This is a genomic window from Candidatus Woesearchaeota archaeon (assembly GCA_016192995.1).
Classification (GTDB): Archaea; Nanobdellota; Nanobdellia; order Woesearchaeales; family DSVV01; genus JACPTB01.
Genome location: JACPTB010000002.1, coordinates 1 through 14,452, shown reverse-complemented (window position 1 = coordinate 14,452; position 14,452 = coordinate 1). Strand labels below are relative to the sequence as shown.

Here is a 14,452-nt window from a genome sequence, read left to right as displayed (position 1 = left end):
ATTTCCTTGTAAGTAGCGAGTTGGTGGTGATGTCAAAACTTATAGAAATTGTCTCAGATTTTCATACTGGCGCTGAAGTTGCACAGTGTATTGGAGATGTTCATATTCGAGATCAACATTTAGGAGATAAAGTAACCTTGGCTTCTTCAGGTTTATTGATAGAAATTCCAGATGATGCTTGGAATTATGATCTTGTTTGTTATATTTTTGATCATGCAAGAGTTTTCTCTCAAGTACTAAAACCAGACCGAGAGAGATATGATAGTGATCTGGATTATAGAACTGATATTAATCAGCGTGCAAAAGAACAACATCAAACATTGCTTGGAATTAATATTACTCATCGTTTAGAATTTCATCGGATATTAAATTCACCCCTATCTTTTACACCTAAACAAACTGAAGTGCGAGATGGCGTTGCACTTGTTTTAGGTTTGAGAGAAGAGCATGTTCTACGCGCAGAACAACTTTATAATGGTGCAAATAGTCATCCAAAAATTGTTTCACTTCCAGATTATTTACTTGGGATAAGACCATTACCTAATTTAGAAGAACAATCAATTAACCGTGTAGGGAGAGATTATATTGACATTCTTAGAACTGCAATTCCACAAGCTATTGATAAGTTTGTTTCTCAACAGCATCCTTAACCTTAATACTTGATAATAAAATCATGGTATTGTTTGATACTATCTTCTTTAACTTCAATCTTATCTACTTTAGCAGCATCAGGACCTTGTTTGCACCACTCTATTAATTTTTTTAATTGGTCAATTGTTCCTTCTGCTTCGATATACACTGCTCCATCATCTTTGTTTTGCACAAAACCTTTTATTCCTAATTCTATTGCTTTTTGCAAGGTATGTCTTCTATAGAAAACACCTTGTACTCTTCCGTGAACAATGATCTGGTTATGTCTTATCATATATTACTGTTTACTCTTCTTCTTCTTATATTTTATTAATTCCAGAAGCTTAATTTATCTTTGAGAATTTCCTTGACTTTTTCTTTAATATCAATTGTCTTTTCAAAAGGTATTTGATACGAATTTTCACCAGGAACATTAATATTAATCATGCCATTGATGCGTACTTCAACTTTTTCTTTTCTACTTAAAGAAAATGCCTGTTTTAAGCCAATATTCCAACCAACATTTTGCTGGAAAGGAACAGTAGTTACCGCGTTCTTTTCCAAAACAAAGCTTGGTATAACTCCTGAGCTGAGTATATCACCTGTTTCTTTCAGGCTAATGTCGTAGTTGATACTATCAATAGAGACACTTATTCTGCTCGGGTTTTTTAAAGTAACTGTGCCATTCATCGTAAAACCTTTGTCACTAAAGCCTCCAATCTCATCAACTTCAAAGGTTACTAAGGTTACTTTTGTTAAGTTATTGCCTAAAAGGAATATTGCGCTTAATGCAATCACCATAAGCACTAATCCATATACTAGTGGATTATAATTCTGTGTCATGCTTTGTTTGAGCTATAGTCTTTTTTATAGTTTTCTGTTTATAGTTCGTAATAAGTCTGGGTTTTTAGTGCCTCTTTCGTGAAGCTCTTCTCAAATTGAGATTGGGGATTTTTCGGAGTGCCAGAGAGAAAAATCCAATTGAAATACTCTTCAAAAGCTGAACTGGCACTAAAAACAAAGAGGACTTATTACGAACTGTTTATACAAACTCAATGTTCCCCTCTAAATAAATACCTTTGTCTAATCTTACTGGTCTCCAAGTATCTATCACCAGTTCTGCATCAAGCCATGCTGCTAATTCGTCTGGATTGCCAATAGTGGCAGATAATCCTATGATCTGAATATTCTTTAATACATGGCGCAAAAGAGTAATCATAATTTCAAGTGTTGGTCCGCGTTCTGGATCATGGAGCAAATGTATTTCATCAACGATTACTACTTTAATATCTTTTAACCAAGGTGTTTGATGCCTTATTAATGAATCTAACTTTTCAGAGGTGCATAAAATAAGATCATATTCTTTAAGATAACTGTCTGAACTATCAATATCCCCAATGGAAAGCGCAATCTTAATGTTTGGATACCGTTGTTTAAATTCTTTGAATTTTTCAGAAGCTAATGATTTTAATGGCACAATGTAAATCGCTTTACCAATATCATGGAAAATAGCATTAATAATCCCCAATTCTGCAACTAAGGTTTTTCCTGAACCAGTTGGTGTACAAACCAATAGATTTTTGTCTTCAAAAAGCCCCTGTTGTATTGCTTTGACTTGGCAAGGCAAAAGCTCATTAAATTTTCTTTCTACTAATTTGGCGTATACTTTTTCAGGGATTTTGTCCTTTAATTTTTCTAATTTCATATTGTTATTACAAGTTCTTTTAATTTTTTCAATCCTTCTATGTCATTAGTAATAATAGATTCATATTTAATGGCATCTATGGTGTATTTATATAATGGATCATAATAATATTCTAAAAGAATTTTATTGGTTGTTATAAAATCTTTTTGTTCTAACGCATTAAGCATCATTTGCACCTGTTGTTTACCGACTTTTTGCTTTGTTTTTGGAATTATCTTTTTAATTTCTTCAATCATCTCAGGGTCTTGATAATATTCTTTTGTTATTCTTTTTGCTCTTTTTTCAATATTCTCGTTAACGCGAATATTAATTCCTTTTTTTATACTTTCCATTAAAAAATCAGGTATCTGCACATTCCCAATCTTCTTGCTCTCACCTTCAGTAAAAACATAATTTTTATTTTCTAGGGTTTTTAATGCTTGAAATAAATATGATTCGAACATCTTTTGCGTTCTTGGTTTTAAGCCAATGCCTCCAAACATTGAACTTCTATGCTGGGCTAATCCTTCAAGATCAAGAGTATTATACTCTTGTTTTTTTAGCGTGATTAATAATTCAGTTTTTCCAACACCTGTTAATCCCCACAGCACCAAGATGTTTTTAGGGAGGCTTATTTTTGGCAGTTGCTCTCGAACATAAGTTCTATATGCTTTATGTCCTCCTTCAAGCTGAAAAACATCAAAACCAATGCTTTCAAGAAAACTAGCAACTGCTTTTGAACGCATCCCTCCACGCCAGCAATAGATCACTATTTTTTGTTGTTTATACTGTTTAACTTCTTTAAAAAAAGTATCAAGTTTTGCTGAAAAATATTTAATTCCTTCTTCAATCGCCTGCTCTTTTCCCACTTGCTTGTATATCGTTCCAACTATCGCCCGTTCTTCATTAGAAAATAAAGGCAAGCTTATGGCTCCTGGGATATGATCTTCGGCAAACTCGTTTGGCGTTCTTGTGTCGAAAAAGACAAAGTTTTGATCAATACATTTTTGGATAGTTATCTTTTCAACCATATTGGTAAGAACTTGTTTTAATTTATAAAGTCTCTTTCAGAATTACATCTCTTCTGGTGTTTCTATTCCTAATAAATCGAGCCCCTTTTTGATAACAGTCCCTATATTATAGCACAATAAAGTTCTTGCTTTTACTAATGCTTCATGTTCTGCTTTCAAAATAGGTGTTTGATGATAATACTCATTAAATAACTGGCACAGATCCAGCAGATATCTGCATATGATACTTGGTTTTAATTGAAGGCTTGCTTCTTCGACTGCAAGAGGAAATCTGCTTAGCAATACGATTAATTTTTGTTCTTGTTCATTGAATAATGCAACGTCTATATCTCCTGCTGCTTTTTTTCCGTATTTTTTTAACACACTGTTAATCCTTGCATTAGCATATTGTAGATAAGGACCTGTTTCGCCCTCAAAATCACAAGCGGTTTTGACATCAAATACTATCATTTTATTGTTGTCCCTATTAAGCATATCAAATTTTATTGCAGCAATGCTAATTGCCTTGACTGTCTTTTCGATCTTATCTTTCTCCCAATCAATATGCCGTTTCAGTGTTTCTTCTCGTGTGTAATCAAACACCATTTGTTTCATGTCTTCATAAAGAATATTTTCTCCTGTACGGGAAGACATTTTTCCAGATGGCAATCTTACTTCAGCAAATGCAACGTGCCGGCAAAGTTCTCCCTGCTTAAATCCCATTATTTCTAATGTTTTAAAGGCCTGCTTTAAATGAAGTGTTTGCGCTGCTCCCACAACATAAATGCTTTTATCAATATTGTATTTGTTGAATTTAATTTCTGCCAATGCAAGATCTTTTGAAGAGTAAAGAGCAGTGCCGTCTTTTCTGAGAAGCACAAAAATTCCTAGATTATATTTTTCAAGATTTATAATTGCTGCCCCTTCATCTATTTTTGCAATGCCTTTTTCTATCATCCGATGAACAATATTCTTTGCAGGCTCATCCATCTCGCCTTCAAAAAAATAATGGTCAAACCTCGTGTTAAGGTCTTGATAGATTCTTTCAAATTCTTCTAAACTCCATGCCCGTGTTTTTTTCCAGAGTTTAAGAAGCTCTTTATCTGATTTATTGTCAAGTTTTTTATTTATTTCAAGCACTTCTTGTTCAAATTCTTTATTGGCAGCATCTTTGCTTTCAGATAATCTTTTTACTGCATCAACATAGACACTTGCTATCCATGTTGCTTTGGTATGTTTATCAAACGCATCGTTCTGATGGTATTTTAAATAACACCACAGCCATTTTGCAACATGCATACCAGTGTCCCCTTGATAATTTACTCTAATCACTTCATGGCCATAGTGGTGTAATATTCGCACTAAACTCTCACCAATAGAAGTACCTCTCACATGACCAACATGGAATGCTTTGTGAGTGTTTGCCTGGCTAAACTCAATCATCACACGCTCTTTTTTCTCTTCTCCTTTTCCATAATCTTCTTTTTTTGTGAAAATTTCCTTTACTACTGTTTTCGCCAAGCTTTTTTTGTTCATGAAAAAATTTACATAAGGGCCATTTGCCGTTATTTTCTGCATATGCTCAGAAGGTGTCAGTTTTTGCACTAATTCCTGCGCAATAATCATGGGACTTTTTTTAAGTTCTTTGCTTAATATAAAGCAAGGAAAAGCATAGTCTCCAAGGTTGCTCTCTTTAGGGATTTCAAGAACAATCTCTTTTTTGTTAAGCTCTTTCTCTAAAAGATCCTCGATTTCTTTACGATATTTATCCATACTGTTTATAAATAGATTATACACCTTTAAATGTATTCTGCTTCAGAGTACATTTAAATTGCCATATATAAATTATATAATGTTTATAAATAAATACAAAGGTTTAAATACTACCTCCTGAAATTTCATCTTATGTACAAACCAAGTATACTTGTTGTAGAACCAGAAATAGAAATAAGGGATGCTTTATTAGGAGATCTTCGTCATAGAGGTTATCCTATAGTAACAGCTGGTGATGGTTTACAAGCTTTAGTGCTTATGAAATTTATGGCGGAGCATGGTTTTAAGCTTCCCTTAGTCGTAACAAATGTCGATCTTCCGGTAGTTGATCATCCTTCTCTTGATCACGCACTTGATATTACCGGCTTGGATCTGACCACCTTGATTACTGGAGTTGGCACAATACCGCATGAATCAGATATTGAAACATATCTTTTTGAAGGAGACGAGCAAGAATATGCTGATTTTAAAAAACATTATTCTCAACATGATCAACCAACTAATGTTCTTCTGCTACCAAGTTCATATATTGATGCTGAAACTAGAGATTTAGCTACTACCTTTAATTCAATACTTTCTCGCAGAAGCAGGCAGCGTGTAGGAAGTCTTCCTCGTGATATACCTCTTAATAAGGGAGATTATACTGTTGATGAAACTAGATTACGTACAGAAGCTAACAAATTATTATCCCGTCCACTTGATCCTTATTCAGCAATATCTGAGAAAGCACGCCGTGAATTCGCCCAAAGAGTTCATGCGCCTGGGTATGTTTAAGTGAATATTATGTCCAATCTTTATCAACCACCAAAACCATTGTTATTAATTGTAGATGATAATCCTATAGATCTGGAATTATCAAGTGTTGTTCTCGGGAGACACTATGGGATTATTACTGCTGACAGCGGCAAACATGGGCTTCTCAGATTAGCGGAAGCTGGTCTTGAGAGCAAACTTCCTGATGGTATTCTTAGCGATTTTGAGATGCCTGAATTTGATGGAGATATATTTTTAGAGATCGTAAGAGGTGTTCGGTCTCCACAAGATACAGCAGCAAGATATTTTGGTGGAGATCGAAGAGGAATAGATGCAATACATGCAGGATTTCATCAATCATTAGGCGCGTCTGCAAGACCAATGATGTTATATTCATCAGGAGTAGATTTGGCGCCCTATCTTTCACGAGGTGCAAATGGAGTTTTTGATAAAGATCTTGTTAGGAAAAGCTTTAATGCTCTTGTTGAAATGGTAGCAACTCATCTTCCTTATGATCAAAAAGCTGTGACTGTTGTTCCAGCTCCTCATCAGTTTCTTGCTGCTGAAAGGAGACGTGATTCAGGATTGCTTGAAATACCACCTGTTGGTGCAGAACGACCTTATGATCGCAAATAGGTACGTATTAAATAAATAATTATACTTTCCTTACATGTCTTTCTTGAAAATCTTCAATCCGCTGCACGCTTTCGCGCATTTTTTTAATATCAGTTCTTAATTCTTTTAATTCTCTTCTAAAAACAAATCCCTGATATATTTTTACAATCACCAGAACAACATAAATGCCAAAAATACCTCCAAGAACATATTTTAAGCTTCCTATTGCCGATGAAACTAGTTTTACTAATGGTTCTAATACTCCAAATTCACTTCCCGTAGCCATGGTTTCTGTTCTAAGAATGGTCGTATATAAAGTTTTTCTATAACTCTGTAGAGAACTTTGCAAAATACTCGCAAAGCTCGGGTTACTGCCAGTTCGCATTGAGATAATCTTTTAACAAGGCAATTTTCTCTCTGGAACCTCGAAAATTGCTCGATAAGTCTTTCGAAAATGCTCACGAAATGGGCAGTAACCATAATTTTGCAAAGTTCTCTGTAATCTTACTGAATGCTATCTAGTATATCGTGCGCATTTTCTGCTCTCACTGATGTTTGCAATGCTTCATCTTGTTTTCCTGTTATTACGGTTAATTTCATTTTATAATATTGTTTTTCTTGTTCAGAAACACGCGCTTCTTTGTCGACAACTATTAATCCATAAGGATAACCGGGGAAAATGTAATCTTTGCTATTTTTAGCCATGTTTTCAAGAATATCTTTTACTGCATCCGGTGTATGTTGTTTTTGGTATATTTCAAATTTAAAAATATAGTTGCTTTTTTCATGTAATTTTACAAAATACATCTCTGCTTGATGCTGAGTGTTGGTAATCTTAACTGAAGGATAATAATACCATGATCTAATGTTTTTTGGCGCTAATTCATACAATGCTCCAATAGCACTATTTCCTGATGTTGTCAATAGATTTGTTGTCTTAGATAATCCTGCGATAACAACATTGTTCTTAATTCCTTCCTCATATAATTCCTGCCAATATTTATCTTCATTGGTGATCATACTTTTTAAATGATTGTCGAGGATAATGATATCATTTTTGTTCAATTCTGCTATCATGTTCTTTGCCAAGCGCAATTCTGAAAATTTTCTTGCTATTTCCCCCATTTTTGCGATTTCAGCACGTTCATTTCCCGTTTTTATCGTTATATCATTTGCATTTATCAAGAGATCATCTTTCTCTGGAAAAATAGATGCGCTTTGCTTGCTTAAAGGAAAGAAATCAACACTAAAAAAAATAGCATTATTTTTTATGATTGTTCTTGCGAGCAAGTAATATTCCTCTTTTATTATTTTTCTTGTTTTATTTTCTTCTATCACTACTGCTGCGACTCTTATTAGTTGAATTGAGAAATTTGGTGCTTCCAGCAATTCATTATTTCCTCCATCAATAAAGCAAATTTTATCATTGCGGCAATAATTATAATTATTGTCGTGAATAGGGTGGAAATTTTCTTGGCGCAATGGCAGCGCTTCATATCCTTGTGAAGAAAACATCATTTTTTCTTCATTCGGTGAACTAGGCGCAGGTGATTTTATTGCTAATGTTCCTAATAATTCTTTTAGTATATCCATAGTCATCTGTAACTTCGTAATATATATAAATTGCATTCTTTTTCTTAAGCTGATGGATGCTTTAGATACTCTCTTGAAATTAGCGCTTGATGAAGATATTGGGAATGGTGATATTACTACTAATCTTATTGCCACTCCTGATAAACAGGCAGAAGCAGTTGTTGGAGCAAAAGCTCCTGGAATTCTTTGCGGTATCGAAGTTGTTAAACGGCTTGTTGCCTTGTATAATCCAGATATTAATTTTCAACCATTGAAGCAGGATGGAGATATGATACATCAAGGCGATAAAATTCTCAAACTTCAGGGAAATGTTAATGCCCTCTTAACTATTGAGAGAACCCTGCTTAATTTCTTGCAAAGGTTATCAGGAGTTGCAACAACAGCGCATATCTTTGTTGAACAGATTGCCCATACTTCCGCAGTATTATTAGACACGAGAAAAACAATTCCAGGCTATCGCATCCTTGAGAAGTATGCTGTTAAAGTTGGCGGTGGCAGTAATCATCGCTTTGGACTTTATGATATGGTTTTAGTTAAAGATAATCATATATCGCTTGCAGGCTCATTGACTAATGCCGTTGAAAAAGTTCAAATTATCCGAGAGCAAGATCCCCATATGACTATCGAAGTTGAAATTGAATCTTTAGAACAATTAGATGAATTGCTTTTGCTTATTAAAGTTAAGGATGTTATTATTGATATGATCATGTTTGACAACATGTCAGCTAATGATATTAAAGATGGCGTAGCTCTTGTTAAACATTTTAATATCAAGCATCACAAAAATATTAAGATTGAGGCTTCCGGCGGCATTAATCTTGATACTATTCGCAGTATTGCGGAAACAGGCGTGGATTTTATTTCAGTCGGGGCAGCATTAACTATGAATGCTTTGTCGTTAGATATGGATATTGCTATAACTTCTTTACCATAAATTTATAAATGATAACTTAGTTTTTTATTTTTTATGACTTATGAGTTAATAATAACTGAAAAACCTAATGCAGCTCAAAAAATAGCTGAAGCTTTGGCAGATGGCAAGCCTATTAAAGAAAATCATCAAGGCGCACCATACTACAAAGTAACTCATGGCAATAAAGATATTGTTGTTGGCTGCGCTGTTGGTCATTTATTTACTGTTGTTGAAAAAGACAAAAAAGGGTGGACATATCCTATCTTTGATGTTTATTGGGAGCAAACGAGTAAATCTTCTAAAGGCGCAGCATATACTTCTAAATATGTCTCTGCCTTAAAAAAACTTGCAAAAGATGCTCGTGAGATTACTGTAGCTTGCGATTATGATATTGAAGGAGAGGTTATTGGATTAAATATTGTGAAATATGTCTGCAAGCGTAATGATGCGCAGCGTATGAAATTCTCAACTCTAACTAAAGATGAATTGCGAAAAGCCTATGAAACTAAATCAAAAACTTTAAATTGGGGTTTGGGGAATGCAGGGCTTACTCGCCATGAATTAGATTGGTATTACGGCATTAATCTTAGCAGAGCATTGTCCTTAGCAGTAAAATCAGCTGGTTCATTCAAAATTCTTTCTTCGGGCAGAGTTCAAGGTCCAGCTTTAAAAATAGTAGTTGACCGGGAAAAGGAAATTGCTGCTTTTGTGCCTGTGCCTTATTGGCAATTGCAGCTGTTATGGGAAAAAAATAAAACAGTTGTTGAAGCATGGCATATTCAAGATAAATTTGATGAGCGGCAAAAAGCAGTTGAGATTTTTGAAAAAGTCAAAGGCAAGCCTTGTTATGTTGTTAAATTAGAGACTTCTCAATTTGACCAGTCACCGCCAACACCTTTTGATTTAACGAGTCTGCAAATTGAAGCTTATCGCTGCTTTAGAATTCAACCAAATATCACGCTTGCTATTGCCCAAGAATTATATCTTGCCGGTGTTATTTCCTATCCAAGAACCTCTTCACAGAAATTACCTAAAGAGCTTGGTTATAAAACTCTGTTAACAAAATTGCAAAGTAATTTGGTTTATAAAGAATTAGCAACCAAGCTCCTTGCAAAAAAAGAATTGATTCCTCATGAAGGCAAGAAAACTGATTCAGCACATCCGGCAATTTATCCAACAGGAGAGAATGCTTCTCTTGATGAGCGCCAGCAGAAAATCTATGATCTTATTACTAAGCGTTTTCTTGCGACGTTTGCAGATCCTGCTAAACGAGAGACCGTAGTTATCACCTTAGATATTGAACGAGAAGCTTTTCTTTCAAAAGGAACTCGCACTATTGAAAAAGGATGGCATATTTTTTATGAACCATATGTTAAATTAGAAGAGCTTGAACTTCCTCATGTTCAAGAAAAAGAATCCGTGCAAGTAAACGATGTATTGCTACATGATAAAGAAACACAACCGCCTAAGCGATACACACCAGCATCTATCATTAAAGAATTAGAGCGGCAAAATCTTGGCACCAAAGCAACGCGAGCTACTGTTATTGAAACACTTTTTGATAGAGGTTATGTAACTGGTCAGCCAATTCAAGCGACTAAATTAGGAATTAATACCGTTGAAACTTTAGAAAAACATTCTCCTCAAATTTTGGATCAAGAATTAACACGCCACTTTGAAGAAGAAATGGATCAGATTGAACAAGGAACTAAAAAAAATCAGGAAGTTTTGGATGAAGCAAAAGATGTTTTAACAAAACTTCTTCATAAATTTAAGCAGGAAGAAAAAGAAATAGGAAGTGAGCTTATTGATGCCTATCGTGAATCAGATCGAATTGCGAATACTGTTGGTGAATGCCATAAATGCCATAAAGGGGTATTAATGATTAAACGTGGGAAATACGGTTTTTTTATTGCTTGTGATCAATATCCTCAATGTGATGTCACTATTACTTTGCCAAGCAATGCTCTTATTAAAACATCTGACCAAGTATGCGATACTTGTGGATTGCCAAAAGTCAATGTTATCAGAAGAGGAAAACGCCCTCAATTGTTTTGCATTGGTCCAGACTGCGCTTCTAAAGTTCAGGATACACAAACAATTAATTCAGTCCAGCAATTACCTGAAAAATTACCTCAGCCCTGCCCAAACTGTGGCAAAGAAATTATCTTGAGAAAGTCATTTTACGGGCAATTTTATGGGTGTTCTGGTTATCCAGCATGCAGAACCGTTGCCAAGATTAACAAAGATGGAACTATAGGAGCGCCTTATCAAAGCAAGCCAAAGGAGAAGAAAATTAAAGAGTCTAAAAAAGAAACTGCTTCTGAAACTGAAGTTGCTTCAGCTGAAAAGCCTGCTAAAAAAACAGTTTCTAAAAGAATGGCTAAGAAAAAAACAGATAAAAAATAGTTTATTTATTCATTTTTATCTCTTATTTGGTTTTATTTTATCGAAACATTTATATATTTTAAATTACTACCTAGTGGTAACTTTGTTGGGGTTAGTATTTATGTTAGAGAAACGGTTGGTTTGGGACTTTTTTCTAATATAAATCGACAATTATGAGAATAAAAAACTTATTAAAAGGGATTCTTGCTTTTTTTGCTGGTTATGCAGGAATTGAAGTGGCAGTAGTTTCGACTGATGTAGTTCATAAAGGTGAATCTGAGGCTCATCAGGAAGATCTTGCTGAAAGACATAAAATTGCTTATGCTAAACAGCATGATTTTTATTATGGACTTTTTGAACCTCATCCTCGGCTTGGCTTTGTTCTTTCGTCACACAATTATGGAAGACATAATCAAGAACATTATACACTCCAAGGAAGTCCTCACGGTACATTTCTTATTCTTGCGGATCAATTAGGTTTTAGAGATGAGGGTGATGATAGAAAAACTGCTCCTGTTGCTGTTGTCGGTGGAACATCATCATTTGGTTCTCTCTATCCTGCAGAGTCTTTCTCTGAACAACTGGAAGTACGATTAGGCACTACCGTTTCAAATTTTTCCATGCTTGGCTATAAGCCTTGGCAATTTAATACAGTAATGAGAGAATTTCCCGATTATTTTAAGAATAGAACTATAGTTTATTGTATTTCACCAGAGGATTTTGTTCCAGAACCTATATTTGATCCAGCACATTATTATGCAGCAATGGGCTGGGACAAATACAAGGATCCAACACCTCCTGAAAAAACATTCGATGACGAGCTTCCAGATATACCTTTCAAGGATCGTTTTTTAACAACATATCTTTGGAATTTAGCTTTCACTTCAGAAGCTGAAATCGCAGCATCAAAAGAAGTTATGCGAAGATATGGCACTGTACCTGATCCTGAAGCAAAAACCCTTGATAATCTTCTTACGCATGCTGTTTTAAATCCACAATCCATGTCACATTCATTAGCAATGCTTGGGGAAGCTATTGATATTGCTGACAAATTAAATTCTGACATGGTGTTTGTTCTTTCGCCGAGCAAAGGAATGGTGTTATGTGATAAATATCAACAGCTTGTTCCTGAAGGTCAAGAAAAACTTCAAATAGAATTTCAACTTTATGCTACTGTCGAAAGGTATTTACGCTCACGATCAGTTTCCTTGATAAATCTAACGCCTTCATTGCAAAATGCATATCGATTAGGACTTGATCTTTACCATGGTTATGATCGCACTGGTGAATGGCAAGGTCAAGTTGCAGAAGTGCTTGCAGAGCATTTGCGAGGTCAACAGTTTTTGGTTAAATAACTAAAATACATTTTTTATTTATTTACTCTGTTTATCCACAACATACTTGCCAATTACTAAAACATCCATCTCTGTTCCTAAAAAACATTCTACTGCATCATGCGGTTCACAAACAATTGGTTCTCCACTTCTGTTAAATGAAGTATTTATTAATACTGGTACACCTGTTTTATCACCAAAATGTTTTATTAATCTATAATACAGGCTATTTTGATCTTGTGTTATTGTTTGCAGCCGCGCTGTTCCGTCAACATGTGTTGTAGCAGGAATAACTGATCTTTTATCTTTATGGACATCTGCTACTAATGTCATGTAGGGGCTTTCCTGTGTTGTATCAAAATAATCTCCTGCTTCTTCGTATGTTACAACTGGAGCAAATGGCCTAAAACTTTCTCTAAATTTAATTTTTAAATTTACCCTTTGCCAATTTTCATAATTTCTTGGATCAGCAAGTATGCTTCTGTTTCCTAATGCTCTTGCACCAAATTCCATTCTTCCTTGAAACCATCCAACTACTTTTTGCTTAATTATTAAGTCAGAGACCATATCAGTTAATGTTCTTTCATCATCAATGCGTTGATAGTTCAAACCTTTTTTATCAAGCGCAGCTTGTATTTCATGATCAGTATATTTTGGTCCTAAATAAGTAAGTTCAGGCTGGTACACTCTTGGTCTTCCCATCAAACAATGATATGCAAATAATGCTGCGCCAATGGCTCCGCCATCATCTCCAGCTCCAGGCGGTATAAAGATGTTTTTAAAACCGCTTTCTCGCAATATAGCGCTATTTGCAACACAATTCAAAGCAACACCACCTGCTAAACAAAGATTATCAAGACCATACTGTTTTTGAGCATCTCGAGCTAGTTTTACCATTACCTCTTCAGTTACTGCCTGCATTGATCTCGCAAGATCTTTGTGCTGTTGTGTTAAAGGCTCGCCAGGCTTTCTTAGTCTCATACCAAACAATTTTTGAAACTTTCTTACCTTTACTGCTCGCAGTGAATCATGATGACCAAAATAATTCATGTTTAATCTGAATGTTCCATCATCGAGAATATGAATGAGATGCTGTTTAATCATATCAACATATTTTTTTTCACCATACGGTGCAAGTCCCATTACTTTGTATTCAGCATCATTTATTGCAAAGCCAAGAAAATGGGTAAAAGCGCTGTAAAATAATCCTAATGAATGAGGAAAACGCAGTTCTTTCTCCAAAGTAACCTGATTTTCATGTCCATAACCAACAGCAGTTGTTGTCCACTCGCCAACACCATCTACGGTTAATATCACTGCTTCTTCAAATGGTGATGCAAAAAAAGTATGGGCTGCATGAGATTGATGATGGAAGGGATAATAAATATCTCCAGCAAACCCATGGATTTTTTTTCTAAAATCATGACTCGTATTCAATAACTTATTTAGCCATCTTCCTAATGCAGTATTATGCCATCGCCATGATCCTGGAAATCCTCGTCCAGCAACATAAAGATCTCGTTCTAATGTTACTATTGGTTTTTCATAAAAAACAATGGCATCAAGCGTTCCTGGAGTGACTCCAGCTTCTTCGAAACAATAGGCAACAGCATTTTCTGGGAAACTATTATCATGTTTTTTTCTCGTGAATCTTTCTTCGGATACAGCTGCTAAAACTTGTCCACTCTCTCCCACAATTGCAGCAGAGCTGTCGTGAAAATGGCATGATAATCCTAATATGTTCATAGCAATTGTTCTC

General features: G+C 35.0%; 14 protein-coding genes. 6 read left to right on the top strand and 8 right to left on the bottom strand.

Annotated elements, in window-relative coordinates; all coding sequences use genetic code 11:
- Window positions 1-29: 29 nt before the first annotated feature.
- Window positions 30-650, top strand: coding sequence for a hypothetical protein (locus HYY69_01710; GenBank protein MBI3032164.1), 621 nt, complete (start codon window positions 30-32; stop codon window positions 648-650).
- 2 nt (window positions 651-652) lie between these two features.
- Here HYY69_01710 and HYY69_01705 read toward each other — a convergent pair whose 3' ends face one another.
- From HYY69_01705 to argS, 5 genes are all read right to left on the bottom strand, one after another.
- Window positions 653-925, bottom strand: a complete 273-nt coding sequence (locus HYY69_01705; GenBank protein ID MBI3032163.1) for an acylphosphatase — start codon at window positions 923-925, stop codon at window positions 653-655.
- 35 nt (window positions 926-960) lie between these two features.
- Complete coding sequence (locus HYY69_01700) at window positions 961-1,473, bottom strand: LEA type 2 family protein (protein MBI3032162.1); 513 nt, start codon at window positions 1,471-1,473, stop codon at window positions 961-963.
- A 199-nt stretch (window positions 1,474-1,672) separates the two neighbouring features.
- Entirely contained in the window at window positions 1,673-2,335 is a 663-nt protein-coding gene (locus tag HYY69_01695; GenBank protein ID MBI3032161.1) for a DEAD/DEAH box helicase, read from the bottom strand.
- Window positions 2,332-3,345 carry a tRNA 2-selenouridine(34) synthase MnmH gene (mnmH, locus tag HYY69_01690; GenBank protein MBI3032160.1) on the bottom strand — a complete coding sequence of 338 codons (1,014 nt, stop codon included), beginning with the start codon at window positions 3,343-3,345 and terminating at the stop codon, window positions 2,332-2,334. Before mnmH ends, HYY69_01695 begins: the two co-directional genes overlap by 4 nt.
- Window positions 3,346-3,387: 42 nt before the next feature.
- Complete coding sequence (argS, locus tag HYY69_01685) at window positions 3,388-5,097, bottom strand: arginine--tRNA ligase (protein MBI3032159.1); 1,710 nt, start codon at window positions 5,095-5,097, stop codon at window positions 3,388-3,390.
- A 132-nt stretch (window positions 5,098-5,229) separates the two neighbouring features.
- On the opposite strand from argS, the gene HYY69_01680 reads away from it, so the two are divergent.
- Together HYY69_01680 and HYY69_01675 are read left to right on the top strand one after the other, a co-directional pair.
- Window positions 5,230-5,871, top strand: a complete 642-nt coding sequence (locus tag HYY69_01680; GenBank protein ID MBI3032158.1) for a hypothetical protein — start codon at window positions 5,230-5,232, stop codon at window positions 5,869-5,871.
- Between the two features lie 9 nt (window positions 5,872-5,880).
- Window positions 5,881-6,486 carry a hypothetical protein gene (locus HYY69_01675; GenBank protein ID MBI3032157.1) on the top strand — a complete coding sequence of 202 codons (606 nt, stop codon included), beginning with the start codon at window positions 5,881-5,883 and terminating at the stop codon, window positions 6,484-6,486.
- A gap of 19 nt (window positions 6,487-6,505) precedes the next feature.
- Here HYY69_01675 and HYY69_01670 read toward each other — a convergent pair whose 3' ends face one another.
- Together HYY69_01670 and HYY69_01665 are read right to left on the bottom strand one after the other, a co-directional pair.
- Window positions 6,506-6,751, bottom strand: coding sequence for a hypothetical protein (locus tag HYY69_01670; GenBank protein MBI3032156.1), 246 nt, complete (start codon window positions 6,749-6,751; stop codon window positions 6,506-6,508).
- A 218-nt stretch (window positions 6,752-6,969) separates the two neighbouring features.
- The gene (locus HYY69_01665; GenBank protein ID MBI3032155.1) at window positions 6,970-8,058 is read right to left on the bottom strand and encodes a DNA double-strand break repair nuclease NurA; all 1,089 of its coding nucleotides are present in this window, start codon (window positions 8,056-8,058) and stop codon (window positions 6,970-6,972) included.
- A gap of 52 nt (window positions 8,059-8,110) precedes the next feature.
- On the opposite strand from HYY69_01665, the gene nadC reads away from it, so the two are divergent.
- From nadC to HYY69_01650, 3 genes are all read left to right on the top strand, one after another.
- The gene (gene nadC, locus HYY69_01660; protein ID MBI3032154.1) at window positions 8,111-8,992 is read left to right on the top strand and encodes a carboxylating nicotinate-nucleotide diphosphorylase; all 882 of its coding nucleotides are present in this window, start codon (window positions 8,111-8,113) and stop codon (window positions 8,990-8,992) included.
- Between the two features lie 33 nt (window positions 8,993-9,025).
- A complete protein-coding gene (gene topA / locus HYY69_01655; GenBank protein ID MBI3032153.1) occupies window positions 9,026-11,380 on the top strand; it encodes a DNA topoisomerase I in 2,355 nt (784 codons plus the stop codon).
- A gap of 152 nt (window positions 11,381-11,532) precedes the next feature.
- Complete coding sequence (locus HYY69_01650; GenBank protein MBI3032152.1) at window positions 11,533-12,714, top strand: hypothetical protein; 1,182 nt, start codon at window positions 11,533-11,535, stop codon at window positions 12,712-12,714.
- An 18-nt stretch (window positions 12,715-12,732) separates the two neighbouring features.
- Here HYY69_01650 and HYY69_01645 read toward each other — a convergent pair whose 3' ends face one another.
- On the bottom strand, window positions 12,733-14,439 hold the full coding sequence (locus tag HYY69_01645; protein ID MBI3032151.1) for a carbamoyltransferase: 1,707 nt from the start codon (window positions 14,437-14,439) through the stop codon (window positions 12,733-12,735).
- Between the last annotated feature and the right edge of the window lie 13 nt (window positions 14,440-14,452).